Source organism: Pectobacterium punjabense (assembly GCF_012427845.1).
GTDB classification, from domain to species: Bacteria; Pseudomonadota; Gammaproteobacteria; order Enterobacterales; family Enterobacteriaceae; genus Pectobacterium; species Pectobacterium punjabense.
In genome coordinates this window covers 3,291,276-3,317,682 of record NZ_CP038498.1, presented here as the reverse complement: position 1 = coordinate 3,317,682, position 26,407 = coordinate 3,291,276, and the positions used below count along the sequence as shown (strand labels likewise).

Here is a 26,407-nt window from a genome sequence, read left to right as displayed (position 1 = left end):
CAGTCTGAAAAACGAGCTAATACTGGGCAAACGTGTTTTTCAGGATGTTTTTTATTTAACGCGATATTAAATCGTTTGCTATTTAGTTTTGGGCGATGTAGAGTCAATACCAGAAACGCAACAGATACCGATGGCAGAGACGATGAACGATAACGCTTATAAACTGGATGGACAGCTATGCTTCGCACTGTATTCTGCCAATCTGGCAATGAATAAGCTGTATCGTCGTTTACTGTCTGAACTAAACCTGACCTACCCCCAATATCTGGTGATGTTGGTTTTGTGGGAACGTGATGGATTGACGGTATCTGAGTTGGGCGAGCGGCTGTATTTGGATTCGGCTACGCTAACGCCATTGCTCAAGCGCTTACAAAGTGCAGGGCTCGTGGTACGTAACCGAGGGACGGAAGATGAGCGTCAGGTACTGATCGGATTAACCGAAGCGGGTCGTGCCCTTCAGCAACAGGCGCGGGCGATTCCTGAAAGTGTGTTTTGTGCGACGGAATGTCATCTCGAACAGTTACAGACGATCAAAAAGGATCTTGAGATGCTACGTAAAAGCCTGATCGGACACCTTTAAACACGCGCTTGTTCTAGGCACATCGTAAGAGTTGTTAGGTTGTGTCATATTTTTAAGTCATTTATTTTAATCAATTAAGTAGTGTGCGATTTAATTTTTTGCTATGTAAATGAAATGAAGCAGCATCCCTATTTCCTTAACTATCTGGAGTCACATTATGTCTATTGAAAAAGTCTTATACGTTGCTCATGCTCAGGCCACTGGTGGTCGTGATGGTCGCGCGGTATCTTCCGACAACGCGGTTGATATTAAATTAACGACGCCACGTGAACTGGGCGGCCCAGGCGGTGAGGGGACTAACCCAGAGCAGTTGTTTGCTGCTGGCTATTCTGCCTGTTTCCTTGGTGCAATGAAGTTTGTTGGTGCACGTGAGAAAATCGCCGTACCGGCTGGTACAACGGTAAACGGTAGCGTAGGTATCGGTGCCATCCCTACAGGGTTTGGTATTGAAGTTGAACTGAAAATTTCCCTGCCAGGTTTGGATCGCGCAGTGGCTGAAGATCTGGTGCAGAAAGCCCACATCGTTTGCCCTTACTCCAACGCAACGCGTGGTAACATCGATGTGACTTTGACTATCGTCTAAGTCCAGTTTGATGTGAGGGTATTATTGAGCGTTGAAAACGGTGGCTGCGAAGATTCGCACTGCCGTTTTTTTTATTTGTGCGACATAAGCTGAATGGGCAACGCGTGCTGATGTGAAGAACGGGCACGAAGAGACATAGGCAATAAAGCCTAACGAGGCAATATAAGAAACGGCTTTAGCTAAGCGTTACTCTTTCTGATTAATGAGTACGTTGGTAGGAGGCAGTAGCTGTTCAGCACGTTGCTGCTGTTTGTCTTGATGATGGGCAAACGCGGTGATAGTGGAGTAGGCAAAACGACCTAAAAGAATAATGAAGCTGATGAGCAAAACAGCACGAGCGATACGGGAGCCACTTCGTCGTGGGCGTATCGATAATCGTCGTTTGTGGGTAAGCGTGGACATTACCAGTAAATCCTCTGTGAAAGCGAACATTCGCTGTTGTTTATTTAGGCACAAGCAGTGGCCTAGGTCAATCTGCCGCAGTGAAAAAGGTGATGGACGAACGGGTTTCCGCACGTTCAGTGCAAGGATAGGATCTTAGGAACGAGTACGGAGAGGGAAGTGAGTAAGAATTGGGGCGGTGGTATAAAAAACCCGCTCAAAAACGGATAAGCGGGTTGTGTAGTACGGCGGAATTACGCCGTGGTATTGACGTTACGCCCAATCGCCGGGTTTGCTGGCAATGGGGGTAAGGCTTGCAAAATACCTAAAGCAACAGACTCTTGGCTGTCGAGCGCTTTTTTCATCACAAGCGTACTGGCCTCACTGCTGGTGCGCAGGTTGCTGAGGTCGGTTGCGAATGATGCAATCTGTGATACATCCATTTTACTCTCCTTAACGTTGAGTTGGATTACTATCCGATATATACCCGTCATACTTCAAGTTGCATGTGCGTTGGCTGCGATACTCGGCTTACTTACGTGAGCCTCGCCCTTGCGCGCCAACGCTTTGCGTTGTTCAAAACGCTAACGTTTTGTCCCGAAACTCAAATTATTTAGGGTATGGAAAGGAAGTGCGCCTTTCCACCGAGGTTGCACGATGTTGGTGAATATTCTCACCAGTCATCAATTTAGTATCGGCCTCATTCTGGCTAACTTTATGTTAACCAGAATGAACCCGCCAACGCGGTGGCGCAACTTGCGCCTTATTATGGTGCCCAATGCGCGCCAGATTTCTTGCGCAACGCCTTCGGTAATCAGGCTTTCTCTTCCTCAATCATCAGCTTCCAGCCGGTGACGTCCTGCCAATATTCCTGTTCACGTTCCAGATCGAGCTGTACCAATGTGTTATTGGTAAAAAAGTCGTGCGGGAACGTCAGCGTCCAGTAATTGTCATCGGTATGTAATTGCAATGATTCTGGCGTCGTCGTTGCCTGCCGCTGGTTGTTTAACAGCGTGGCAAGGCGTAGCAATTGTACCAGCGGCAAATACTGTTTCTTTTTAAACAGGTTCAGTCGTGGTAACTCTTCCAGCTTGATGGCCTTACGGTGCAGCCGTACGATCATTGACAGGACGAGCTGTTGTTCCTGATTGAAACCGGGCAGGTTGGTATTTTGCAAAATGTAGGCGGAATGGCGGTGCATACCGCTGTGGTTAATGCCCAATCCGACTTCATGCAGCATGGAAGCCCAGTTTAGGATGGCCTCAAGCTGTGGATGCACCAGGCTGGGGTTTTGCTCTGCCCATTGCGCATAAAGCTGTTGCGTGGTTTCCCGCACGCGTCGTGCCTGCTCTCGGTCGATATTGTAATGGGTTGCCAGGCTTTGCGCGGTACGGATACGAATATCCTGATGGCGGAAACGGCCTTCCATTTCGTACAGCACGCCTTCGCGCAGTGCGCCATCAGACAGGCGTAACTCTTTGATCGCCAGCGCATCGAAAATACCACACAAAATCGCCAGACCAGGCACCAGCACCGACTGCCGATCTTCGGACAGCCCCGGTAGGCTCAGCGATTTGAAGTGCTTAAACTGTAGAATTTGCGTGCGTAACATTTCCAGCCGCTCGGGGGTAATCAGACCGTCTTTTTCCCCCATTTCCACCAGAATTTCGTGTGTGGCTTTGATCGTTCCAGATGCACCGAGGGCAAATTTCCAACCGTATATGCGGTACTCCCAGGACAGCGTTTCCAGTTTCTGCGCCGCAGCCAGCCGAGCGCGCTTGAAATTGGCTTCGCTGATCTCACCATTGGGGAAAAATTGCTGTGCGAAGCTAACACATCCCATTCGACGACTTTCTACCAGCATCGGTTCGAAATCCTCACCGATAACCAGTTCTGTAGAACCACCGCCGATATCGATAACCAGTTTGCGGCCTTTTTCCGGCTGCGTATGCTCCACGCCCATAAAAATCAGGCGAGCTTCTTCATGACCGGAAATGATCTCTATTGGATAGGGAATGATGTCTGCCGCACGGCGCAAAAATTCCTGCGCGTTGGCCGCCTGACGCAGCGCGTGCGTGCCGACAATAGAAACGTTCACCGCGGGGAAGCCTTGCAGACGTTCAGCAAACAGCGCCAGACAGCTTAGGCCGCGTTGAATGGCTTCTTCACTGAGCACATTTTTGTTGTCCAGCCCATCGGCCAGATGTACCCGCTGTTTTAAACGCCCCAATACCTGAAGCGCACCGTTTACCACGCGTGCGATCACCATGTGAAAACTATTGGAACCCAGGTCGATAGCCGCGAATTCTTGCGGCTTCATCTCAGTTTTTTCATTGTTCGTTAGCGGCATTATTCAGGCTTATCTCCAGGTTGCTCCAACGCCTTGATGTAGTCGTAAATGGCATTTTGCGCGCGTACTTTACGCCGGTTGCCGCGTGATACATAGCGGTTGCTCGATTCTTTATCAATGACGCGGGCTTTCACCGTGTCGCTGAACAGGATATCCAGCGTTTCCAGTACGCGGTTTTTCAAAATAGGATCAAGGATTTCCACTGCGACTTCAATGCGATAATCAATGTTGCGTGTCATCCAGTCTGCGGAAGAGAGGTAGACTTTTTTGTCTCCGCCGTTGTTGAAGACATACACCCGATCGTGTTCCAGATAGCGGTCAAGGATACTGATGACCTGAATATTTTCGCTGATCCCCGGCAAATTAGGAATCAATGAACACATGCCGCGTACCAGCAGATTAATCTTCACGCCCGCAGACGAAGCCTGATACAGCTTTTCCGCCAGCCCTTTATCCACCAGATTATTTACCTTAAGCGTAATGCCTGCATCACGATTCGCCAGCGCGTTTTCGATCTCGGTATCGATCAGTTGGTAAAGTTTGTCGCGGGAGTTTTGTGGTGACACCAGCAGGTGTTCAAAGCTGACCGGGCGGTAAGGGTTTTCAATAAAGTTGAAGACGCGACGGACTTCGTTAGTAATGCGTTCGTCGGCAGTCAGCAGCGAATAGTCGGTATACAGACGGGCGGTTTTTTCGTTGAAGTTACCGGTGCCGATGTGCGCGTAACGCACGATGTTTTCCCCTTCACGGCGGGAAATCAGGAACAGCTTGGCGTGAATTTTCAGCCCTGGCACCGAGAAAATGACGTGCACGCCGGCTTCGGTTAAACGTTTGGCCCAGTGAATATTCGCTTCTTCGTCAAAGCGCGCCTGTAGTTCGACGACCACTGTCACTTTCTTACCGTTGTGCGCTGCATGGATCATCGAATTAATGATGCGCGAGTCTTTGGCGACGCGGTAAATATTGATTTTAATGGACAACACGCTGGGATCGAACGAGGCTTGTCGCAGCAGTTCCAATACGTGCTCGAAGGTGTGGTACGGATAATAGAGCAGGATGTCACGTTCGCGGATCGCATCAAAGCCGTTGCGAAAATGGTTGAACCCAGTGTGTCGCAGGCGCGGCAACGGTTTGTTGACGAGATTAGCGCGCCCGACGTTCGGGAAAGAAATAAAGTCTTTGAAATTATGATAACGCCCGCCGGGGATCACGGAGTCATAGGAAGAGATACCCAGTTTCTCAAGTAACATGGCGACCATCGCGTCCGGCATGTCGCGCTGATAGACGAACCTCACCGGTTCGGCGGTCAGGCGCTGCTTCAGGCTGGAAGACATCAGTTCCAGCAGACTGGATTCCATTTCCGTAACCAAATCGTATTCCGCATCGCGCGTCATCTTCATGGAATACGCGTTCAGCGCATCATAATCAAAGAAGCCCTTGAAGATATCATCCAGACAGTAACGCAGGATGTTATCGATGAGGATCATGGTCTTACGGCGGCGTGGCGCTTCCGCTGGCAGATTGACGAAACGCGGTATTTTATCCGAAGGAATTTCCAGCAGGGCATAACTGATCTCATCGCCACGAATAATTTCGACGGCAAGATAGGTGTAGTTATCTTTCAGGAACTCCACCAGGTTGGTTTCGTCAAAGATAAGTATTGGCGTGATGTGTGGGCGTAGATATTGCCGGAAGTAGTCCCTCAGCCACTCCTGCTGATTAGGGGAAACCTGACGCTCGTTGACCAGAAAAATCTGGTTCCGCGCCATCTCCAACAGCAGTTCGTTATACAAGCTGTCAAAGAGTTGATCGGTTTTGAGTACACGCGCCTGAATTTTGCCTAAAAGATGCCGTAGATTGCCGTCCAGACCCTGTTCTTCGTTAATCAGAATGCGTCTTTTCAAATCGGCAAAACGGACTTTATAAAATTCATCAAGGTTGCTGGAGTAAATGCCAAGAAAGCGCATGCGTTCGATTAACGGATTGCTTTTATCTGCTGCTTCCTGAAGCACTCGCTCATTAAAGGATAACCAACTTAATTCTTTCTCTATATAGAGTTTGTCCTGACCCATTGTCACTCCGCTCAACTCATGTACTGAAGGTTCATCCAATATTCATACCCTTCCGCTGTGGAGATAGGGTACAACAACATTATGGCGTGTTGATGACGATAAAATCTAATTCATAGACAGACTTACCATTGTCATATTATGGGCGTAAAGGCAACATATGCTACCCGCAATACGTTAGCAACACGACTCTGGCGGCTTCATTTTAACGGCGAGAATAATGGTCAAAACAGGCAGCACATTACAGTATCGAGATCGTCGACGAGCGTGGGTCGATCGTTTGGTACACCGCATTGTTGCGGGCAGCGGGCTGCTGGTGCTAGCGATGCTGTTGTTAATCTTCTTCTATCTACTGTATGTGGTGACGCCACTATTCCTGTCTCCTTCGGTCAACGGACAAAAAACGGTTCAACGCCACAGCGCGGAACCTTCGCTGGCCTTGGGACTCAGCGACAATGGGCAAATTGGGTTTCGTATCGACGCTCAGGGATATGGTGAGTTTATTCCGTTTGCGGAAAATCAGCCTATGTCGCGTATTCAACTGGTTCCTGCCCTGAGTTTGCTGGCGCAAAGTCAGGGCGAGCGACAGATTTATGCCTTGAGCCAACCTGATGGCCGCTTGCTTTTTGTTCAACCTGCATTGTCGCGGACGGAAAACCGTTCTCCTGCCTGGATGTATCCGTTGGGTGAACAGGCGTATTCACTGGGGCTGCCCGCGCAGCCACTGCGTCATCTGGCGATAGCGGCTGTGGGCGAAAAACACGTTGTTACTGCGGCGATTGGTCAGGAAAATGCACTGATTATTGCCGATGTCGATGAGAGCGGCGTGCGGCAACAGGCACAGATTACGCTGCCGGCTGGCGCGGTTAGCCAACTCCTGCTGACGCCAGACGGACAGCAAGTGTATTTGCTGCACGGAAATACATTAACGTTGTGGCAAGTGGGCGAAAATGCGCTGACGCTGCGTGAAGAACGGCAATTGCAACTGGCGGACCCCCTGCATCTGGCGCTGTTGTCCGGTGGACGTTCGTTGCTGGTGCAGGCTGCTGACGGGCGGATTAGCCAGTGGTTTGACGTCCCGAGTGAAAAGGGGGCCAGGCTGACGGAAACGCGTCAGTTTCCGCACGTTGCTGGGGAATCGGTATTGCTGGCAACAGAGGCGCAGCGACGCGTATTTGCCACATTAAATACACAGGGTGAGCTGTCACTGTTTGCCAGTAAACAGTCGCATGCGCTGCTGACGCAGACATTGCCAACACAGGCGCAGGGGATGGCATTTTCGCCGCGTGGTTCTGCCATGCTGATTGAAACGGCACAGGGGTGGCATCGCTACCAGGTTGATAATCCGTATCCCGATATTGGCTGGCGCGGGTTGTGGCAAAAGCTGTGGTATGAGAACTACCCGGAACCGGCGTATATCTGGCAATCCACGTCTGCGGATGACAGCTATCAGGCCAAATTCAGCATGATGCCGCTGATGCTGGGCACCATGAAAGCGGCGATTTACGCCATGTTGTTTGCTACGCCGCTGGCACTGTCTGCCGCGATTTACACCGCCTGCTTTATGTCGCCGACGCTGCGACGCTGGATTAAACCCACGCTGGAGATCATGGGCGCGCTGCCGACAGTCGTCGTCGGTCTGATTGCGGCCATCTGGCTGGCACCGCATTTTGCGACGTATTTGTCCGCTATTCTAGTCATGCCGGTGTTGTGGATGCTGGCTGTGCTCGGCTGTGGTTGGTTGGTTGAGTGTCTGCCGAGACGCTGGCGTACCCGTTTCCCTGTGGGTTGGGACGCGCTATTTCTCATTCCCGCCATTTTGTTGACGTTCGTGGTTGGCTGTTGGGCCGCGCCGCATATCGAAATAGCGCTGTTGGGGCAACCGCTATACCAATGGTTGGGTGACGATTTTGCCCAACGTAATACGCTGGTGGCGGGGGTTGCTCTCGGCTTCGCCCTGATCCCGCTAATTTTTTCACTGGCGGAAGACGCTTTGTTTAGCGTACCCGCTCGCTTAAGCCAGGGTTCGTTGGCGTTGGGTGCAACGGCGTGGCAAACCTTGTGGCGTGTTGTGTTGCCGTCTGCCAGCGCGGGCATTTTTGCCGCGCTGATGCTGAGTTTTGGTCGCGCCGTGGGGGAAACCATGATTGTACTCATGGCGACGGGCAACACGCCGATTATGGATGAAGGTCTGCTTCAGGGCTTGCGCTCGCTGGCTGCGAATATTGCTATTGAAATGCCAGAAGCGGTAACGAACAGCGGTCACTATCGGGTGCTGTTTTTAACGGCACTCACGCTGTTTGTTTTCACGTTCATTGTGAATACGCTGGCTGAAACTATCCGGCAGCGTTTGCGCCAACGTTACCGTGATGAAGGAGAAAATGCGTGAAGCGCTGGTTCCGTTCAGGAAGACCGTGGGTGTGGCTGACCGCATCATCAATTTCTATCAGCCTGTTGGCCATGCTAGCGATTATCGTGCTGTTGGCGGGGCAGGGAATGCGTTATTTGTGGCCGCAGCCCGTCTGGCTACTGACGTTACAGCCTGAACAGGGTGTGCAACGCGCGTTGATGGGGGAAATTTATGCCGAACAGACGCTTTCGCCTTCGCAGTTGCAACAGGCCAATTTAGCGTCTTTGTCTGGTAAGGAAGAAACCCGCTATTTGATCAAAATCGGCCAACGTGAAATTCATGGGCAAAGCTTTCGCACGCTGCTGTCCCGCGACATTGCTCACTTTGATAAACCTGCCGACATTCTGGTATTGAAACGAACCAATAATGGCACCGCCTACGGTTATCTGGCTGGGATGCTGGAGGGAGAGCAACCACTAGTGGCGACGGATCTCTCCGCAACCCTACGGCATCGCGTCGAGCAGGTTCAGGGATTGCTCGCGAAGACGCAGACAATCCGCATGGGCGAGATGGCAAAGATTAACCAGCAGTTTGAGACGCTACGGCTGGAAGAGAAAAAGCGACAGCAGGCAAAGACACTGGACAATCAGGCGCTAGCCCGTCTTCAGGCAGAACGTATCGAACTGCAACGCCGTTTTGATGAGCTATCGCGCCAGTTAACTGCACTTAATCTGGATATTAATCGCGATACGGTGCAGTTACGGGATGCTAACGGTAGTGTCCATCTTATCCCGCTCAAAGACATTGAGCAGGTCTGGTATCCTAATGCAATGAGCTTGTGGGAAAAAGCCCGCCATTGGGGCTATCAGGCGAAATACATGCTGATGCACTACTCGCCGGACAGTAATAGCGCGGGTCAACTTTTCCCTGCCATTTTTGGTACGGTATTAATGGTAGTGCTGATGTCTATTGTCGTGATGCCACTGGGGGTGATCGCTGCGGTTTACCTACATGAATATGCAGGAAAAAATAGTTTAACGCGCTGGGTGCGGATTGCGGTGGTTAATCTGGCCGGTGTGCCATCAATTGTTTACGGTGTATTCGGATTAGGTTTTTTTGTTTACCTCATCGGCGGCACGTTGGATCAACTGTTCTACTCTGAAGCATTGCCGAACCCGACATTTGGTACGCCGGGGCTGCTGTGGGCGTCGCTGACGCTGGCATTGCTAACGCTGCCAGTGGTGATTGTGGCGACAGAGGAAGGGTTGTCACGGATTCCGATGTCCGTGCGCCACGGTTCGCTGGCGCTGGGGGCAACCAAAGCCGAAACGCTGTGGCACGTTGTCTTGCCGATGGCGGTTCCCGCAATGATGACGGGGTTGATCCTCGCGGTGGCGCGTGCCGCAGGAGAAACCGCGCCGCTGATGTTGGTCGGCGTGGTGAAGTCGGTGCCCGTCTTACCGGTTGATGATATTTTCCCTTATCTGCATCTTGAGCGAAAATTTATGCATCTGGGCTTTCAAATCTACGATTTGGCGTTCCAAAGCCCGGATGTGGAAGCGGCAAGGCCGCTGGTGTATATCACCGCGCTGCTGCTGGTATTGATTGTTGTCGGGTTGAATCTTGCTGCGATTGGGATTCGCCATGTTTTGCGTGAGAAATACCGTTCGTTATCACTCTGAAAGTAGGATGAAGTTATGGGATTTATGACACAAAAGGAGATGGCACCGCTGCCTGATGTTCATCAACTGAGTGATGAACAGACGACGTTAACCGTGGAACATCTGAATCTGTACTATGGCAATAAACAGGCATTGAACGATATTTCTATTCGCATCCCGAAGCATCAGGTCACGGCGCTGATTGGGCCGTCTGGCTGTGGTAAATCTACGCTTTTACGCTGCTTTAATCGCATGAACGATCTGGTGGATGACTGCCGTACCGAAGGTGATATCAGGCTGAATGGTATGCCAATTAACGACCCTCAGTTGGATGTTGCGGTGTTACGTCGCCGCATCGGTATGGTTTTTCAGCGTCCTAATCCGTTTCCCAAGTCGATCTATGAAAATGTGATTTATGGCCTGAGATTACAGGGGCTGCGCGATCGTCGCTTACTGGATGATGCCGTTGAGCGTGCGCTGCGGGCAGCGGCACTATGGCACGAGGTAAAGGATCGGCTAAGTGACAATGCGCTCACGCTATCTAGCGGACAGCAGCAGCGTTTAGTGATCGCTCGGGCGATCGCTATTGAACCAGAAGTGCTGCTGTTGGATGAGCCGACTTCTGCGCTCGATCCGATTTCGACGCTGATTGTCGAGGAGCTGATGGGAACGCTAAAACAGCACTTTACGCTGGTATTAGTGACACACAATATGCAGCAGGCGGCTCGTGTGTCGGATTACACCGCGTTTATCAATCAGGGTAAATTAATTGAGTACAACCGTACTGATGATTTATTTACCTCTCCGATACAGCGTCGCACAGAAGATTATATTACTGGGCGATTTGGTTAGATATTTATTTAAATGATATCATTGCTATGTATGTTATTTTATTATGAGTGGTGATGATATTATTAGGTTATTTAAGGTTTTTTTTAAAATAAATAAATGGTTAATCATTTGTTTTTAATGTAAATATTTTTATTTTATTGTGATTTGGTTACTGGAAAAAATAACATTTTTATTCATAGTTTATCTGCAGCAATCGGCTGCATTTAAATGGAATTACTCAGGATGAGAAAGAAAATATATATTGGTTTTGCATTCAGTATGTTGGTTAGTGCTGTATTTCCGGCTTATTCTCAGGGTATGGAAGAGCCGGTGGCGGAAGCAATTACAGCATTTGATTCTCCGCTTCTGGAGAACCCAACATCTGCAAATGAATCCTCTTCTCAGCACTATAAACCTCTTCGTGCGCCAGCGCCTGCATTGAGTTCTGTCTATGTCTACGCCGTGGCATCAACACAGAATGGTGGAGCCTGGGAATATATTGGTCCAAATAAATCGATAACGGCTCAGGACCATGGTGGGGCACAACTGCGCATTGCGGTGCTGGAAGTCGGTTATGGGAACCATCGTTTTGCTTCGGTTGGTGGTCTAGACAAGAAATCCTATCAGGTTAATGGCGTTTGTATTGTTCGTGGTAATTACAGCGAGTCATGCCCCGTTGGGGCGACTTATGTAGGATGGATGGTTTATTTCAATGGCGATGGCATGCAGTCTGGCAATTTCCGCTATCAATCCACTTCTACTAATCCTCCTTTTAGAACGCTTAGCACTTCACTGAATATTCGATAACGCCGTATTCTTAGCAGGATCTCCCAAAAAGAGAGCCTGCTTTTCATCATGCTTTCACGCTAATCGGTGTGTAACTGAGTTGGACTAATTTGTCTAATACTGCCTGTTGCTGTTCTGCATGTAAGTGCTCGCCGCGTGACAGCGAACCACTTATCCCGTTTTTGAGCATTTGGATAAAATTGATTTTCTGGTTGGGATCGGCGGGGGCGACATCGTCAAGCGGAGGATGCAAAATGAGCAGTGCCGCCATACCGATTTCCAGACTTTCTTCAAATGACATATCGCCGGAGGCCGTAAGTTCTTTTGTCGCGTCAATCGCTTCCTGTGGTGTCATATTGGAAAAGTCATAACGTTTGCTTGACTGAATCGTTGAGGGAGGATTAGCAGAAACGGAATGGGGGGACTTAGACGTATTGCCAACGAGTGAAAATGCGTTTTCCGCAGGTTCTTTACGGTTCACCGTGGGGACTGAGTAGTTAGTGATACCATTAAGGCTTGTAATGCTCATTATGGAGGTTCCTTTCCTGTGAGAGTGAAATTCAATAGTAGAGCGTGGTTATGCAGTACAATCGTGTGAATATAGAGAAAAGTTTATCTTAGTTAATGTGTTTGTCTTCTTTTTATTTTTTAAATTAGCGATTGTTTTTTAATTGGTTGTTTTTATTTGATTATTTAAATTTTCGTGTCTTTTTGGTTGTTGGTTAGTGGTTTTAATTATTATATTATTTAATTGTTTCGATTAAATATAACCCGTATTGACGGCAAACCTGATGGAATGTTCATGGTCTCATCAAACCATAAAAAAATTATGGCTACCGTTCATCAATTGTCCGTGCCATTTGAAAAATTGATGATAAAATGCGCGCAATTTTATGACTCTGGTAAGCGGCAGGTAAGATGAAATTCAGCACCATGAACGAAGGCGAAATTATTACCGAACTGTGCCGGAGAATAAAAGATGCCAGAATCCAGCAGCGTTTATCACAGGTTGATCTCGCTGAGCGGGCAGGGCTGGGGATTGCAACGATCAAACGGGCTGAAATGGGTGAATCCATTACGCTCAGCAGCCTGCTCTCTATTCTACGTGGGCTGAACCGTCTGCATCAGATTGAAGGTGTGCTCTTCGATGCGGAAGTCGAATCTTTTCATGCGCAGATCAGCGGTGAGAAAAAACAGACGCCGCTGCGTATCAGGAAGAAAGCGGCGACGTTTCCTGCCAAAGCGCTCGCCAAACATGAAAACATCAAGAAACCAGCTAACAGCACTGTGGACTGGTACATCGCGGCTGCTGAAAACAATATTGTCTGGTCGCTGCCTGAAAGTGATAAAAAATAAAGGGCTAATGCCAAATCATTCGCATTAACCCCCGATTGTTGCGTTAATCTGCCAGGTATTTAACGCAACAGGAGCAGTGTTTCGCCGACTATTCGCACAGCACGACTTTAATCGCCAACCCACCGCGAGACGTTTCACGGTACTTGGCGTTCATGTCTTTGCCTGTTTCATACATGGTTTCAATCACCTTATCGAGTGATACGCGTGGCTCACTGGTACGGCGCATTGCCATTCTTGCGGCATTGATCGCCTTCACGGAGGCGATAGCGTTACGCTCAATACACGGTACCTGAACCTGACCCGCTACCGGGTCGCATGTCAGCCCCAGATTATGCTCCATGCCGATTTCTGCGGCGATGCACACCTGTTCCGGGTTGGCGCCAAGTAGCTCAGCCAGACCCGCTGCGGCCATCGAACAGGCAACGCCAACTTCTCCCTGACAGCCAACTTCAGCCCCAGAAATAGACGCGTTCATTTTGTAGAGCATGCCGATAGTCCCGGATGCCAGAAAGTAACGCAGGTAAGATTCTGGGGTGACGGGTTGAACGTAGCGATCGTAATAGGCCAGTACGGCGGGGATAATACCGCATGCGCCGTTCGTCGGTGCCGTAACGACGCGTCCGCCAGCCGCATTCTCTTCCGACACGGCCATCGCGAACATGTTAACCCAGTCCATCGCATCCATTGGATCGTTAGAGAAACGATCGTTGATGAACAATAGGCGATGCAGCGCTGATGCACGGCGGGGTACGCGCAATGGCCCAGGCAATACACCTTCGGTATTCATTCCGCGATGCATGCAGTCCTGCATGGTTTTCCACACGTCGGCAAAATAGTGCTCAAGCGCCTCCCGCCCATGCATCGCAATCTCGTTTTTCAGGACGATGGCGGATAAGGACAGGCAGTGATCGTGGCAATGTTGCAGCAGCTTCTGGGCAGAAAAGAATGGATAGGGTGCACTTTCCTCTGCCAGATTGGGTTTGCCGAAATTTTCCTGATCGACGACGAATCCGCCTCCGACTGAGTAATACGTTTTGCTATACACCAGCTCTTGCTGGTTATAGGCGCGAATGGTCATGCCGTTTTCATGCAGTGGCAGGTTTTCCGGCTGGAAGCGCAGAGAAGACTCCAGCGGGAAGCTGACCTCATACTGACCGTTGAGTATCGGTAGTCGCTGAGAGTCTTTCACCTGTTGAATAAAGGCCGGAATGCGATCGATGTTTACGCTATCTGGCAGGTTACCCGCAAGCCCCATAATGATGGCGATATCGGTGTGGTGCCCTTTTCCCGTTAGAGAGAGCGATCCGTAAATATCAACGACAATGCGTGTCACCGATGGGATAAGCGCACGATTCACCAGATCGTCGGTAAACATTTTGCCCGCTTTCATTGGGCCGACAGTATGAGAACTGGACGGGCCGATACCGATTTTGAAGATATCAAATACGCTGACCATAGCGATTTCCTTGAAAAAAAACGCCAGCCGTTAATAACGTACTGGCGTTAAATTAGTCTCTGGGGCCTACAGCAGATCGCGCAGGCTGTAAACAATGGCGGAAATAGCGATCAGTCCCATCAGGGTAACAAAGACGTTACTGATGTGGCCGCTGTACTTCTTCATCGCTGGAACTTTCTGGATGGCGTACATCGGCATCAGGAACAGCAAGCAGGCGATAATCGGACCACCCAATGTTTCGATCATACCCAAAATGCTTGGGTTCTTGGTCGCGACAATCCAGGTGGTAACCAGCATGAACAGCGCCGTGATGCGGTTCAGTTTGGTATGGGAAATGGTTTTGCCTCTGCTACGTAGGGTTTTCACGATCATGCCGTTAAAACCTTCGCCAGCGCCCAGATAGTGACCCAGGAAGGATTTAGAGATCGCGATAGTGGCAATAACTGGAGCCAGATAGCCGATGACCGGATTGTTAAAGTGGTTCGCCAGATAGGACAAAATAGAAATGTTCTGTGCTTTCGCTTCCATCAGCTCCGCCGGAGAAAGGCTTAGTACGCAGCTGAAGACAAAGAACATCACGGTCATCACCATCATGATGTGGCTATAAGAAAGGATGCGTGAACATTTTTTCTCTGCGTCATCGCCATATTCTTTACGCTTGGCAACGGCGAAAGAAGAGATGATTGGCGAGTGGTTGAAGGAGAAAACCATCACCGGAATAGCCAACCACAATGTCGCTAACAGACCGTTGCCCGTTACGCTGGAACTCAAAGAAATGTTTTCAAAAACAGAGGTATTCCAGTTCGGAATTAAATAAAGCGCCAGTAACATCAGCACGGCAACGAAAGGATAAACCAGAATACTCATTGCCTTAACGATCATCGCTTCACCGAAACGGACAATAAACATCAACCCAAGGATCAATATTAATGACAGCACGGCACGCGGTGGAGAAGGTAAGTGCAATTGGTGAGTAATAAAGCTATCTACTGTATTGGTGATAGCAACGCTATAAACTAATAAGATCGGATAAATAGCGAAAAAATAAAGTAAAGTGATTAATTTACCTGCACCAACGCCGAAATGTTCTTCAACGACTTCGGTAATATCTTCGCCACCTTTCTTGCCGGATAATACAAAGCGGCATAAGGCACGGTGAGAATAATATGTCATCGGGAAGGCAATCAGTGCCATGATAATTAACGGAATTAACCCACCAATACCAGCATTGATAGGTAAGAATAACACGCCAGCGCCGATGGCTGTGCCATAGAGGCCCAGCATCCAGACAGTGTCGCTTTTACGCCATCCTGAAGCCTGTTCTAATACCTGGCTGCTATCTTGAATGGTGCTCATATACTGATCTCTCCTCGGTGAAAATATTAATACTCTGTTACAAGAGTATTGCCACATGATGTGGATTATAAAAATTACAGTATCGGCAAGCTGCCGTTACGGAGTTTAAAAAACGAACGAGACATGTTGCTAATTATGTCAGTAGGTCAATACTGTTTTGTGGCGGCATTCTATATCGTGGTGGTCAGCGAATAATATTGAGGCGATCACAGAAATGAATTGACGGGAAATATTTTAATAAATTTCCGCGTAAATTAAAATATCAATCTTGATACTTTATTTTAAATATTTTTAACGGCTCGTTATTGATACTTTATTTAATTATCGAGTGATAAAAAATGAACAATAAATAAAATAAAAAGCAGATGAAATAATAAACGCAAATTTTCTGATGTCACGCGTAATGATGGTTTTTCTCTTTTAGAGGGATGTACTGTCGATGTTGTTCCTGCTTTTGTATCCCATTGCGCGGTAGTCTACTGCGCGTTACCCGGCAGATCGCAATCCGCCGGATAACAGCCGCCGATCGTCAGGCAGTCAGTTTTTCTTCTGCCCACGCCAGCCCGCTGTGGTATTCCTCTGGTAATAGAGAAGCCAACGATTGCAGTGTGTGCTGCAATTGTGCGGTGTCTGACGACGGTAGATTGAGGTGTCCTACTTTGCGGCCAGGACGAACCTCCTTCTCATACCAGTGCAGATGCACCAGCGGCAACGCCAACCAGTCGATATTTACATCGGTTCCGATCAGATTGACCATCACCGAAGGGGTTTCGACGACCGGTACTGGCAGCGGCAGATCCAGAATGGCACGCAGGTGGAGCTCAAACTGGCTGATCGACGCACCATTTTGCGTCCAGTGTCCGCTATTGTGTACGCGTGGCGCCAGTTCGTTAATGAGCAGGCGATCGCCGACAATAAAGCATTCCATCGCCATCACGCCAACATAGCCCAGCGCATTCATAATCGCGGACAGCATCTGCTCAGCTTGCTGTTGCAGCTGCGGATCGGGCTGAGGGAAAGCCACGCTGGTGCGCAGAATGCCATCCTGATGCAGGTTATGAGTGAGCGGATAGAACACGCATTTGCCATGTGCATTACGAGCGCCAACCAGTGAGACTTCGCCAGAAAAATTAATCCCTTGCTCAACGATGCACTCACCATAGCAATCAGCAGGCAGCGTCTGCTGTTCGCCGTCACGCAAGCGCCATTGTCCACGGCCGTCGTAACCGCCGACGCGGCGTTTAACGATAGCGAGCTCACCGAGTGAGGAGAAGACGTGTGACCATTCATCGGCGCTGGCCAGCAGCTGCCAGGGGGCGGTTGCCAGATTCAGCGAGTCCAGCAGCTGTTTTTGCGTCAGGCGATCGGCCAGGCGTGGGAAAATGTCGCGGTTCGCAAACGCCGTGTGTTCGGCCAGCTCGCGGGTGAGGGCGGTTTCCGGCCAGCGTTCGATCTCGGCAGTAATCACACTGTTATGAAACGGCACCGACTCCGGCTCTGCATCCAGCCCAACGGGATAAACGGCGATCCCTAACGGTTCGCCTGCCTGGCGGAGCATTCTGCCTAACTGGCCATTGCCTAATACGCAGACCGGTTTCATGCCTCCTCCCGCGGATCGGGATGAGACAGCACATCATCAGTTTGCGCCTGGCGCCAGTCGGCCAGTCGGGTGGCGATGTCGTTATCATGCAGGGCGAGAATTTGTGCGGCCAGCAGAGCGGCATTCGCTGCACCAGCCTTGCCAATTGCCAACGTGCCGACTGGGATGCCACGCGGCATTTGGACGATGGAGTACAGGCTGTCTACACCGCTCAGCGTTGAACTTTGTACGGGTACGCCGAGCACGGGAACCAGCGTTTTCGCTGCCAGCATACCCGGCAGGTGTGCTGCGCCGCCTGCGCCAGCGATAATCACATCAAAACCATTTTTTGCCGCCTGCTCAGCGAAGCTAAACAGCTTATCTGGTGTCCGGTGTGCAGAAACGACTTCGGTATGAAAAGGAATGTTCAGCGTGGTGAGGATTTCCGCAGCAAACTGCATAGTGGCCCAGTCACTCTTTGAACCCATGACGATGGCAATTTTAGCCGGGGCAACGTTGGATGACATGCCTGTGACGCTCCTATGATTGTACGTGTTCGTGACGCGGTATACCCGTCATACTTCAAGCCGTATGTGCGTTGTTCAAAACGCTAACGTTTTGTCCTGCAACTCGAATTATTTAGGGTAACCAATATTGCGTCGGCCAGACAGAGAGGGTCTGGCGTTGAGGGCGTAGAGCATACCACGCCATTATGGCGAGGAAAACGGTTGCGTATGCGGAAATACAGGGGGAACTAGGTGAGAGGCCGTTAAGTCAATGGCAGAAAACGTATTAAAAGGGGAAGGAAATCAGTTCGATATTTTGTGGCGTGACCTTAATCATCGACCCTTCTTCATGCCAGGCGCCAAGAACAGCACGACGGCCATGAGAATCACCGAGAGAGACCTGGTGGATGGCTGGCCGGTGAGTATGCCCGTGGATCATCGTCTTCACCTGATAGTGCCGTAAGCGGCCAATCACCTGCTCAGGATTCACATCCATAATCTGCTGCGATTTCTTCTGATTCTTCTGCTGGCTGGTTGCCCGCATCTTCGCAGCGATTTTCACACGTAATGATAAAGGTAAGAGCAGGAACAGCCGCTGAATGAACGGGTTGTGTACCCGGCGGCGAAATTTTTGATAGGCCAAATCGTCAGTGCACAAGGTATCGCCATGCAGAATGAGGATTTTCTGCCCGTAGAGGTCAACGATATTTTCTGTTGGTAGCAGTGTCAGCCCGCTTTGTTGGGCGAAACGCTTGCCGATCAAAAAATCACGGTTACCGTGCACGAAATAACAGGGAATGCCGCGCTGATGTAATGCATACAGCTCAGCGGCGATGGTCGCATGCAGCGGTTGCGGATCATCGTCACCAATCCAGGCATCGAACAGGTCACCGAGGATGTACAGCGCATCGGCATGAATGGCGTCCTGGCGTAAAAAGCGCAGAAAACCGGCGGTAATCGCCGGTTCATGAACGCTTAAATGCAGATCGGCAATGAACAGCGTTGCCATGCAGGTCGGATTATTCGCTGACCGTTACGTGGGTAATCACCACGTCTTCTTTCGGTACGTCCTGATGCATACCGCTGCGGCCTGTTGCCACGCCTTTGATTTTATCAACGACGTCCATACCGTCGGTCACTTCAGCGAAAACGCAGTAGCCCCAGCCATCGGCACGTTCTGAACGGAAGTTCAGGAAATCGTTATCAACGAGGTTGATAAAGAACTGGGCTGTTGCAGAGTGCGGATCGTTAGTGCGAGCCATCGCCAGCGTGCCACGCGTATTTTTCAGGCCATTGTTGGCTTCATTTTTGATTGTCGCGTTGGTTTCTTTTTGATCCATACCGGGAGCGAAACCACCGCCTTGAATCATAAAACCATTAATGACACGGTGAAAAATCGTGTTGTCATAAAAACCGCTGCGGCAGTAGTTCAGGAAGTTTTCTACGGTAACTGGCGCTTTGTCTGCAAACGTATTAATAACGATATCGCCGTGATTGGTATGAAGCGTAATCATAATAATGAACCCTAGATAGCCTTAGTGATTAAGAGTGCTGTCCACAAAAGACGGTGAACAACAAGAGCGCTGTTATAGCATAACTGGTCGATTGAGTCAGTATTTCGCTCTTGCTGCTGTTTGGCGACGATGGGTGTGATTGAAAAATCGTATAAAAATGTGTACTACTCTGATTTAGGTAATCGCTGGGAAAGGAGAACGGTGGCTAGGTGTGCATTGATGAACACATTAATCATGTAATGTGGACTTTTAAAAGCAAATAAATTGATTGAGTGGTCAACTTATGGTTAATTTATTTGAATGAGATTTTTATTGCCCCAGATCAATGTTTTGCGTAATCAACGTATTCTTTTTTTTCAGCTCAGATTAATCTGAGAGTAACTCTTATTTTCCCAAATAACTCTAAAGAGATAGGTGAACTATGCTGGGTATTCTGGATGGTATTAATCGTTTATTAGACAAACCGGATTTTGGCAAGCTGTTTCTGCGCGTATCTTTCAGCGTTTTGATGCTGTTCCACGGGTGGCATAAAGTGCACGGCGGAATTGGTGCGATTGAAGGTATGCTGACCAATGCTGGGCTGCCTGCTTTCATTGGTTACGGTGTCTATGCTGGCGAAGTCATCATACCGATCCTGATGATTTTAGGGATTTTTACGCGTCCTTCCGCACTGATTTTTTCCTTCACCATGCTCGTCGCGACGTTGCTGGTTCACCCTGATGGTTTCTTCACGCTGGCAAAAACCGGTGCCTGGGGTGTTGAAGGCACGGCTGTGTTCTTCTTTGCGGGTATCGCTATTGCCTTGCTTGGTAGTGGTAAATACTCTGTGATGTCGAACCCACGCTGGCGCTGATTGTTTTTTCATCAATAACGCCAATTGCGTGAAATGGCCCGGATCTTCCGGGCCATTTCATTTTTACCCTTTCTCTCTTATTCCCTCTTCTTATTAACCTTGCAATACAGTAGGGTTCAGGTTTCAATACGCCGTTAGGGTGTAAACCCTGAATGTATTGATGTTACTTGTGCTAACCGCGACGGTAATTGACCTATCGAGTGAACACGATTTTTCTTGTGAAGACCATTTTTTGTGAAAACCATTTTTTTATAAAAACACTGGAACGCCCTGATGCTAAAGATTTTTAATACGCTGAGTCGCCAAAAAGAGGAATTTAAACCTATCCACGCCGGGCAGGTGGGAATGTATGTGTGTGGCATCACCGTTTATGACCTGTGTCATATCGGTCACGGGCGTACTTTCGTGGCGTTTGATGTGGTGGCGCGCTATTTGCGGTATCTGGGATATTCACTGAAGTATGTGCGTAATGTCACCGATATTGACGACAAAATTATTAAGCGCGCGATCGAAAATGGGGAAACCAGCGACCAATTGACGACTCGCATGATCGCAGAAATGCACGCTGATTTTGATGCCTTGAATATTCTGCGCCCGGATGCTGAGCCGCGTGCGACGCACCATATTGCCGACATTATCGAAATGGTGGAAACGCTGATTGCCCGCCGCCACGCCTATGTCGCGAGTAATGGTGATGTGATGTTCTCTGTTGATACCGCTCCGGGCTATGGCGTGCTGTCTCGTCAGGATCTGGATCAGTTGCAGGCTGGCGCGCGCGTTGAAATTACCGAAGTGAAGCGTAACCCGATGGACTTCGTACTATGGAAAATGTCCAAACCGGGTGAGCCTCATTGGTCTTCTCCGTGGGGAGAAGGGCGTCCTGGTTGGCATATAGAATGTTCTGCCATGAACTGCAAGCAGCTCGGCGAGCACTTTGATATTCACGGCGGCGGTTCAGATTTGATGTTTCCGCACCACGAAAACGAGATTGCACAATCCAGCTGTGCGCACGATGGTCCGTATGTGAACTACTGGATGCACTCCGGTATGGTGATGGTTGACCGCGAGAAGATGTCAAAATCACTCAACAATTTCTTCACCGTGCGCGATGTGTTGGCGTACTACGACCCGGAAACCGTGCGCTACTTCCTGATGTCAGGCCACTACCGTAGCCAACTGAACTACAGTGAAGATAACTTGAAACAGGCACGTGCGGCGTTAGAACGCCTGTATACCGCATTGCGCGGCACCGATCTCAGCGTTGAGGCGCACGGCGGTGACGAGTTTGAAGCTCGCTTCCGCGAAGCGATGGACGATGATTTCAACACGCCGGAAGCCTACTCGGTGTTGTTTGATATGGCGCGCGAAGTCAATCGCCTGAAAGCGGAAGATGTACTGGCGGCAAACCAACTGGCATCGGCGCTGCGTAAACTGTCTGGCGTGCTGGGTCTGCTGGAACAAGATCCTGAGCAGTTCCTGCAAAACGGTGCGCAGGTGGATAACGATGAAGTGAAAGAAATCGAAGCGTTAATCCAACAACGTAAAGATGCACGCGCGGCGAAAGACTGGGCGCTGGCCGATCAGGCACGCGATCGGTTAAACGAAATGGGCATTGTGCTGGAAGATGGCCCGCAGGGAACGATCTGGCGCCGTAAGTAATCCTTTCTCTCAGCCAGCACACTTTCAGTCAATAAAAAGCCCGCAAGTATAAATCGCGGGCTTTTTATTTCGGTATCATCGACGGGATAAGGGTTACTCGGCGATGGTTACCTTCTCGCCATTGAACTGAACGGTTTGCCCGGCGAGGATTTTGCAGCGCTTGCGCGTTTCCGTCTGGCCGTCAACGGTCACGTCACCTGCGGCGATAGCCAGCTTGGCTGTTGCGCCACTTTCACTCCAGCCCAGCAATTTTAAGAGATCGCACAGTTCAACGTGCGGATGTTTTTCAAGATTAAAGGTTGCCATAAATTCCTGCTTATCGGTGTTTGACTCGCCCATTATTCGGCGTGGTCATGGTACTCTTCACACGCCTGTAGCGTATTTTGAATCAGTGTGGCAACGGTCATAGGGCCGACGCCGCCCGGCACAGGGCTAATGTAAGACGCTCGTTCCTGCGCCGTTTCAAATTCCACATCGCCAACCACTTTACCGCTTTCCAGACGGTTGATACCCACGTCCAGCACGATTGCGCCCGGTTTGATCCATTCGCCAGGGATGAAGCCCGGTTTGCCCACGGCGACAACCAATAGGTCGGCATTTTCAACATGGTGGCGCAGATTTTTGGTAAAACGGTGCGTAACGGTGGTGGTACAGCCTGCCAGCAACAGTTCCAGACTCATCGGGCGGCCAACAATGTTGGATGCGCCAACCACAACGGCATTCAGTCCGAAGGTATCGATATTATAACGTTCTAGCAGCGTGATGATGCCGCGTGGTGTACAAGCGCGCAGCAGTGGCGCGCGCTGGCACAGACGACCCACGTTGTAAGGATGGAAGCCATCCACATCTTTACTTGGTGCGATACGCTCAATCACTTTGGTGTTATCGATGCCTTCCGGCAGCGGGAGTTGAACCAGAATACCGTCAATCGCCTGGTCAGCGTTGAGCCGATCGATAAGCGCCAGCAGCTCTGATTCCGTGGTGGTGATGGGTAAATCATAAGAGCGGGAGATAAAGCCGACTTCTTCACATACCTTACGCTTGCTGGCGACATAGATCTGTGACGCTGGATTCTCGCCGACCAGTACAACCGCCAGACCTGGTGCGCGTTTTCCTTCAGCTAAACGCTGCGTGACTCGCGCGGCAACTTCGTCTTTGACCTGCTGCGCAATCGTTTTACCATCAATAATCTTTGCTGCCATCTGAGATGATACCCATCAATTTGAAATAGGGGGAGATGGCCGCTATTTTGTCAGAACCTGCGCGTGCTGTCAGGCATTGCGTCAACATTAATTCCAATTGCCCGCGCTATTCACTGACCTCAAACCGGTTTTTACCCCCATTTTTGGCGCGATACAGTGCGGCATCGGCAATATCGACAACGGATGCTGCGGTTGGCGGTGGGTTATCGACGCAGAATACATAGGCTCCGGCGCTAATGGTGACGATTTTTTCTGGAAATAGCGTCATGTCGTGAGGGATCTTTTCCTTTCGCACTGCATCCAGTACGCGCTGAGCGAACGTGGCGGCACCTTGCTTATCGGTGTCGGTGATAATAATAGCGAATTCTTCTCCGCCGTAGCGGGCGACTAAATCTTCTTTACGCTTAGGCATGTTGCTCAGGACGTTACCAATCTTACGCAGACACTCATCGCCAGCCACGTGCCCATAGTGGTCATTATATTTCTTGAAGGCATCGACATCGATCATGATCAGCGCCATACACTGCTGCGTGCCTGCAATCCGCAAGAGCGTTTGTTGCAGGAAAATATCAAACTGACGGCGGTTAGCTAATCCCGTCAGGCCATCGAACAGCGCCAGCGTTTGCAGGGTGTGGTTAACCGACGTGAGCTCATCACGCACGATGGTTAAATCGATCTGATTTTTTAAATTCATGCGAATCTGCCGCAGGACGATCAGGCCGAGCAGAGTGATAGTGAACAGCAGAATGAGCGTAATGACACCGTAGACCAGACGGTCGGCTTTCCACTTGTTGAGCACTAACCCAAGATCGAAGCCCGCTGCGATGACGATGGGGTAACGCTTTAATTTTGTGTAACCGTAAATTCGCTCGATGTGGTCGAGCGTCGAGACAAACGTCGCCGTTCCGCTTTCGGACTGTTTTAGATGTTCTGAAAAGAGCGGACCGTTGGACACATTGCGGTTGACGTATGAATCGTCGTAAGGCCGGCCATAGAGAATCCGACCATCGGAAAGCAGGATGGCGAGCACGTCCATATTCCCCATGGAGTAGTAGCCATAATACTGTTTGAAATAGTTCAGCGAGAGGGTGGCGAGCAGCACGCCGTTAAAGCTACCGTCTGGTTTACTGATGCGCATGGAAACGGGAATGATCAAATCCCCTGTGGAGCGGCTTTGAATCACGCTGCCGATGTGCATGTCTTTGCTGACGTTGCTTTGGTGATATTTAAAATATTCTCTGTCGGCGTTATTGGCGTTGGCGGGTTTGGTTCCCCCCGAATTCACCAGCCATTCGCCTTTCTCATCGTAGATGAAGATGCCATGCAGCTGTGGCAGAGTGGATTTTCTGCTTTTTAAAATATCGCCGAGCCTGGCTATTTGTGCAGGTGATAAGCCATCTTTGTCGATACGTTCTTGTAAATCTTGTAACAGGATATCGACTTGTAAAAACGTATCTTCAGCATGGCGCGCCAGCGACAGAGACAGATTTTTGGCGTTTCGCTCTGTGGAATCAATAAGCTGTTGGTGAGAGTTGAATACAGCCCACCCGTTTAGCGCCACTACGGTGGTGACGATGAATAGCATAAAGACAATCATCAGTTTTTGCAGCGGCATTTGGTAGTAGTTGGCTTTGCTGTGCGTGCTGACCCTCATTGTTCTTCCCATCCTTAGCCAGAAAGATGACTGATGATAAGTGTAGACGTTTCTGCCGCTTGCGCTGGGATTGATGAAATTAGCTTATGTTTTTGCAGGACATCATTTTCGTACTGCGGTTGGATAGTCTTTTTTGGGCTCTGTGCTCCGCAGCGGGCTGCGTAATAGCAACCCGTCTTTTCGATGGCAACACTGTCCCGCAAGAAGCAATAGAAAAGCTTTGGTAATCAGCTTAAATCAACATTCTTACTGCCAAACAGCCAGGTCAGGATGAAACCGGCAATATAAGAGATAATAATGCCGGCGATATAAACTAGCATGCCTGCAAATATGCCTTTTGCTGACGTCATCAGAGGAATCGCGACCAATCCAGAAGGGCCGAAGACGGTATTCAGTCCTACTGGCAAGCCCATCCAAGCCACCAGACCGACAAAGAATCCCCCTACAGCACCGCCCAGGCAGGCGGTCACAAACGGCTTCAGGCGCGGCAACGTCACGCCATAAATGAGTGGCTCCCCAATCCCCAGCAGGCCAGGGAGAATGGCTCCTTTAATCTGAGTGCGCAACAGCGAACCTTTTGGCGAACGAACAAACAACGCTAACGATGCCCCGACTTGCCCAGCACCCGCCATCGCTAGAATTGGGAATAGCGAATTAAACCCTTGTGCATCCATTAACGCGAAATACACTGGCACAAACCCCTGATGAATGCCGAAAACCACGCTAATCAGAAATAGCCCAGCCAGTATGGCGGTGCCGAACGGGTTGCCGTTAAGATGCATAAACAGCCATGACATCCCCTTAAACAACTCGCCCCCCACGGGCATAATCACCACAAAAGTAATCGCGCCCGTGATCAACAAGGTAATCGATGACGTCAGGATCATATCCAGGTTATCCGGTATCACCCGACGCACTTGCCGTTCAATCCATGCCCCTAACATGCAGGCCAGCAACACACCAATAATGTTACCGCGCGGATCGATAACCATGCCAAAGAAGTCACCCATCCCAGCGTAATAGCCAACAGTGCCTTCTGGAACGTAGCGTAAAATAAACAGCGACGCGATAATCGCGCCATTCACGCCAGTCCCCCCAAAGGCTTTCTGAGTGTTATGACCAATCAGAATGCTCAGGAAGGTAAACAAACCGATGCTGAATACTTTCATGTAAGCGATCAGGCTTTTCAGCCAAGCGGCTTGAGTCACGCCATCAACGACCAGCGTTTGTTGCAGTAGCGTTGCAATCCCTAGCAATAGCCCTGCTGCAATAAAACCAGGGATCAATGGGGTAAAAATAGTGGCGAACTTGGTCAAGAAATTATGTATCGCACTATTTTGTTTGGCTTTCATCTGTTGCTTGTTCTGGCTAGTCAAGGACTGCAAATCTGCTTGCTCGTTGCTGCCCGGCTGTTGCCGAGGTTGCTCACTCAACAGCGCATTCATCATTTCGCTGGCTGTCTGGGCTTTACCTGGGCCGAGGATGATCTGCAATTGATCGTCACCGTTAACTACCCCTAACACACCCGGTATTTTCTTCAGGCTATCGAGCTGTATTTGCTCGCGGTCACGCAACGTCAGGCGCAGACGGGTCATACAGTTACCGCAGATAATGATATTTTCACTACCGCCGGTGAGCTGTAAAATCTGCTCTATCATAGAAACGGTTATTTTCGCCATGG

Annotated in this window: 24 protein-coding genes; 9 read left to right on the top strand and 15 right to left on the bottom strand. The window is 49.8% G+C overall.

Annotated elements, in window-relative coordinates; translation table 11 throughout:
- Window positions 1-130 precede the first annotated feature (130 nt).
- Window positions 131-580 (top strand): MarR family winged helix-turn-helix transcriptional regulator, encoded by a 450-nt coding sequence (locus E2566_RS15110; RefSeq protein WP_107170871.1) that lies wholly within the window; start codon window positions 131-133, stop codon window positions 578-580.
- A 157-nt stretch (window positions 581-737) separates the two neighbouring features.
- On the top strand, window positions 738-1,163 hold the full coding sequence (locus E2566_RS15105) for an organic hydroperoxide resistance protein (protein ID WP_107170870.1): 426 nt from the start codon (window positions 738-740) through the stop codon (window positions 1,161-1,163).
- Between the two features lie 186 nt (window positions 1,164-1,349).
- On the opposite strand, the gene E2566_RS15100 is transcribed toward E2566_RS15105, so the two are convergent.
- The 4 genes from E2566_RS15100 to ppk1 all read right to left on the bottom strand — a co-directional run bounded on the left by E2566_RS15100 (window position 1,350) and on the right by ppk1 (window position 5,966).
- Window positions 1,350-1,565 (bottom strand): YfgG family protein, encoded by a 216-nt coding sequence (locus tag E2566_RS15100; RefSeq protein WP_107170869.1) that lies wholly within the window; start codon window positions 1,563-1,565, stop codon window positions 1,350-1,352.
- Window positions 1,566-1,798: 233 nt separating this feature from the next.
- Window positions 1,799-1,987, bottom strand: a complete 189-nt coding sequence (locus tag E2566_RS15095; RefSeq protein WP_107170868.1) for a YjfB family protein — start codon at window positions 1,985-1,987, stop codon at window positions 1,799-1,801.
- A gap of 371 nt (window positions 1,988-2,358) precedes the next feature.
- Window positions 2,359-3,894: an exopolyphosphatase gene (ppx, locus tag E2566_RS15090; RefSeq protein ID WP_107170867.1), complete on the bottom strand. Its 1,536-nt coding sequence runs from the start codon at window positions 3,892-3,894 to the stop codon at window positions 2,359-2,361.
- Window positions 3,894-5,966, bottom strand: a complete 2,073-nt coding sequence (ppk1, locus tag E2566_RS15085) for a polyphosphate kinase 1 (RefSeq protein ID WP_107170866.1) — start codon at window positions 5,964-5,966, stop codon at window positions 3,894-3,896. Before ppk1 ends, ppx begins: the two co-directional genes overlap by 1 nt.
- Before the next feature lie 217 nt (window positions 5,967-6,183).
- Between ppk1 and E2566_RS15080 the strand changes: the two genes are divergently transcribed.
- The 4 genes from E2566_RS15080 to E2566_RS15065 all read left to right on the top strand — a co-directional run bounded on the left by E2566_RS15080 (window position 6,184) and on the right by E2566_RS15065 (window position 11,612).
- On the top strand, window positions 6,184-8,352 hold the full coding sequence (locus E2566_RS15080; RefSeq protein WP_107170865.1) for an ABC transporter permease subunit: 2,169 nt from the start codon (window positions 6,184-6,186) through the stop codon (window positions 8,350-8,352).
- Window positions 8,349-9,995, top strand: a complete 1,647-nt coding sequence (gene pstA / locus E2566_RS15075; protein ID WP_107170864.1) for a phosphate ABC transporter permease PstA — start codon at window positions 8,349-8,351, stop codon at window positions 9,993-9,995. Before E2566_RS15080 ends, pstA begins: the two co-directional genes overlap by 4 nt.
- Window positions 9,996-10,010: 15 nt before the next feature.
- Entirely contained in the window at window positions 10,011-10,826 is an 816-nt protein-coding gene (gene pstB / locus E2566_RS15070; protein ID WP_107170863.1) for a phosphate ABC transporter ATP-binding protein PstB, read from the top strand.
- 222 nt (window positions 10,827-11,048) lie between these two features.
- Window positions 11,049-11,612, top strand: coding sequence for a YolA family protein (locus tag E2566_RS15065; RefSeq protein ID WP_107170862.1), 564 nt, complete (start codon window positions 11,049-11,051; stop codon window positions 11,610-11,612).
- A 46-nt stretch (window positions 11,613-11,658) separates the two neighbouring features.
- Here the strand turns inward: E2566_RS15065 and E2566_RS15060 are convergent, their stop codons facing one another.
- Complete coding sequence (locus tag E2566_RS15060) at window positions 11,659-12,120, bottom strand: hypothetical protein (protein ID WP_107170861.1); 462 nt, start codon at window positions 12,118-12,120, stop codon at window positions 11,659-11,661.
- A gap of 389 nt (window positions 12,121-12,509) precedes the next feature.
- Between E2566_RS15060 and E2566_RS15055 the strand changes: the two genes are divergently transcribed.
- Entirely contained in the window at window positions 12,510-12,947 is a 438-nt protein-coding gene (locus E2566_RS15055; RefSeq protein ID WP_107170860.1) for a helix-turn-helix domain-containing protein, read from the top strand.
- An 88-nt stretch (window positions 12,948-13,035) separates the two neighbouring features.
- Here the strand turns inward: E2566_RS15055 and E2566_RS15050 are convergent, their stop codons facing one another.
- The 6 genes from E2566_RS15050 to ppiB all read right to left on the bottom strand — a co-directional run bounded on the left by E2566_RS15050 (window position 13,036) and on the right by ppiB (window position 19,358).
- Window positions 13,036-14,403 carry an L-serine ammonia-lyase gene (locus tag E2566_RS15050; protein WP_107170859.1) on the bottom strand — a complete coding sequence of 456 codons (1,368 nt, stop codon included), beginning with the start codon at window positions 14,401-14,403 and terminating at the stop codon, window positions 13,036-13,038.
- A 66-nt stretch (window positions 14,404-14,469) separates the two neighbouring features.
- The gene (locus E2566_RS15045) at window positions 14,470-15,759 is read right to left on the bottom strand and encodes an HAAAP family serine/threonine permease (RefSeq protein WP_107170858.1); all 1,290 of its coding nucleotides are present in this window, start codon (window positions 15,757-15,759) and stop codon (window positions 14,470-14,472) included.
- A 529-nt stretch (window positions 15,760-16,288) separates the two neighbouring features.
- Window positions 16,289-17,359 carry a 5-(carboxyamino)imidazole ribonucleotide synthase gene (gene purK, locus E2566_RS15040; protein WP_107170857.1) on the bottom strand — a complete coding sequence of 357 codons (1,071 nt, stop codon included), beginning with the start codon at window positions 17,357-17,359 and terminating at the stop codon, window positions 16,289-16,291.
- Window positions 17,356-17,865, bottom strand: coding sequence for a 5-(carboxyamino)imidazole ribonucleotide mutase (purE, locus tag E2566_RS15035; RefSeq protein WP_107170856.1), 510 nt, complete (start codon window positions 17,863-17,865; stop codon window positions 17,356-17,358). The genes purK and purE overlap by 4 nt, the downstream gene beginning before the upstream one ends.
- 265 nt (window positions 17,866-18,130) lie before the next feature.
- Window positions 18,131-18,853, bottom strand: coding sequence for a UDP-2,3-diacylglucosamine diphosphatase (lpxH, locus tag E2566_RS15030; RefSeq protein ID WP_107170855.1), 723 nt, complete (start codon window positions 18,851-18,853; stop codon window positions 18,131-18,133).
- A 10-nt stretch (window positions 18,854-18,863) separates the two neighbouring features.
- On the bottom strand, window positions 18,864-19,358 hold the full coding sequence (gene ppiB / locus E2566_RS15025; protein WP_005970048.1) for a peptidylprolyl isomerase B: 495 nt from the start codon (window positions 19,356-19,358) through the stop codon (window positions 18,864-18,866).
- 421 nt (window positions 19,359-19,779) lie between these two features.
- On the opposite strand from ppiB, the gene E2566_RS15020 reads away from it, so the two are divergent.
- Complete coding sequence (locus E2566_RS15020; protein WP_107170854.1) at window positions 19,780-20,211, top strand: DoxX family protein; 432 nt, start codon at window positions 19,780-19,782, stop codon at window positions 20,209-20,211.
- Between the two features lie 273 nt (window positions 20,212-20,484).
- Complete coding sequence (gene cysS, locus E2566_RS15015; protein WP_107170853.1) at window positions 20,485-21,870, top strand: cysteine--tRNA ligase; 1,386 nt, start codon at window positions 20,485-20,487, stop codon at window positions 21,868-21,870.
- A gap of 93 nt (window positions 21,871-21,963) precedes the next feature.
- On the opposite strand, the gene ybcJ is transcribed toward cysS, so the two are convergent.
- The 4 genes from ybcJ to murP form a co-directional block, all read right to left on the bottom strand.
- Window positions 21,964-22,176, bottom strand: a complete 213-nt coding sequence (gene ybcJ, locus E2566_RS15010) for a ribosome-associated protein YbcJ (RefSeq protein WP_107170894.1) — start codon at window positions 22,174-22,176, stop codon at window positions 21,964-21,966.
- A 32-nt stretch (window positions 22,177-22,208) separates the two neighbouring features.
- Window positions 22,209-23,072, bottom strand: coding sequence for a bifunctional methylenetetrahydrofolate dehydrogenase/methenyltetrahydrofolate cyclohydrolase FolD (gene folD / locus E2566_RS15005; protein ID WP_107170852.1), 864 nt, complete (start codon window positions 23,070-23,072; stop codon window positions 22,209-22,211).
- Between the two features lie 106 nt (window positions 23,073-23,178).
- Window positions 23,179-24,726, bottom strand: a complete 1,548-nt coding sequence (locus E2566_RS15000; protein WP_107170851.1) for a sensor domain-containing diguanylate cyclase — start codon at window positions 24,724-24,726, stop codon at window positions 23,179-23,181.
- 227 nt (window positions 24,727-24,953) lie between these two features.
- Window positions 24,954-26,405 (bottom strand): PTS N-acetylmuramic acid transporter subunit IIBC, encoded by a 1,452-nt coding sequence (gene murP, locus E2566_RS14995; RefSeq protein WP_107170850.1) that lies wholly within the window; start codon window positions 26,403-26,405, stop codon window positions 24,954-24,956.
- Window positions 26,406-26,407 lie beyond the last annotated feature (2 nt).